Origin of the sequence: Pseudomonas sp. PH1b, assembly GCF_000633395.1 — a bacterium.
Lineage (GTDB): Bacteria > Pseudomonadota > Gammaproteobacteria > Pseudomonadales > Pseudomonadaceae > Aquipseudomonas.
In genome coordinates, this window is the sequence record NZ_AYMU01000075.1 from 1 (window position 1) to 621 (window position 621).

Below are 621 nucleotides of genomic sequence, written 5' to 3' on the forward strand. Positions count from 1 at the left end.
GGCGCGACTTCGGGCACTGTCACCGTCGCCGCACCAGCCGATGACGTGTACAAGGACGCCGGCAAGGTCGAAGCCACCATTACCAAGGCCGAGGGCGGCAACTTCGAGAAGCTGGTGCCAAGCACCACTCCTGCCGTGACCGACGTCACCGACACCATCGACACCTCCACCGTGACGCTGAAGGCCACGCCGTCGGCGGCAGAAGGCGGCAATGTCACTTACACCGCGACGGTCACTGCACCGGTCACCGGTTCGCCTGTCACCGTTACCCTGGCCAATGGCGAGAAAATCACCATCGCCGTCGGTGAAACCAGCGGCTCGGTGAGCATCAGCGCACCTAACGATGTCCTGGTCGGCCACACCCCGCTGACCAACGCCATCAGCGATGTCAGCGGCGGCAACTACGAGAAACTGGTGGCCGACAAGACACCGGTCAGCACCACCGTGACCGACACCGTCGACACCACCAACCTCAGCCTCAGTGCCACCGGCACCGTGGCTGAAGGCGGCCAGATCATCTACACCGCCACCTTGACCAACGCCGCTGGCACCCCGGTCACTGTGACCCTGAGCAACGGCGCGGTGATCACCATCGCTGCCGGCGCGACTTCGGGCACTGTC

General features: G+C 64.7%; 1 protein-coding gene. It reads left to right on the forward strand.

Annotation, left to right across the window (positions count from 1 at the left end; translation table 11 throughout):
* On the forward strand, nucleotides 1-621 hold a 621-nt coding region (locus U873_RS34670), incomplete at both ends, for an immunoglobulin-like domain-containing protein (protein WP_043274833.1).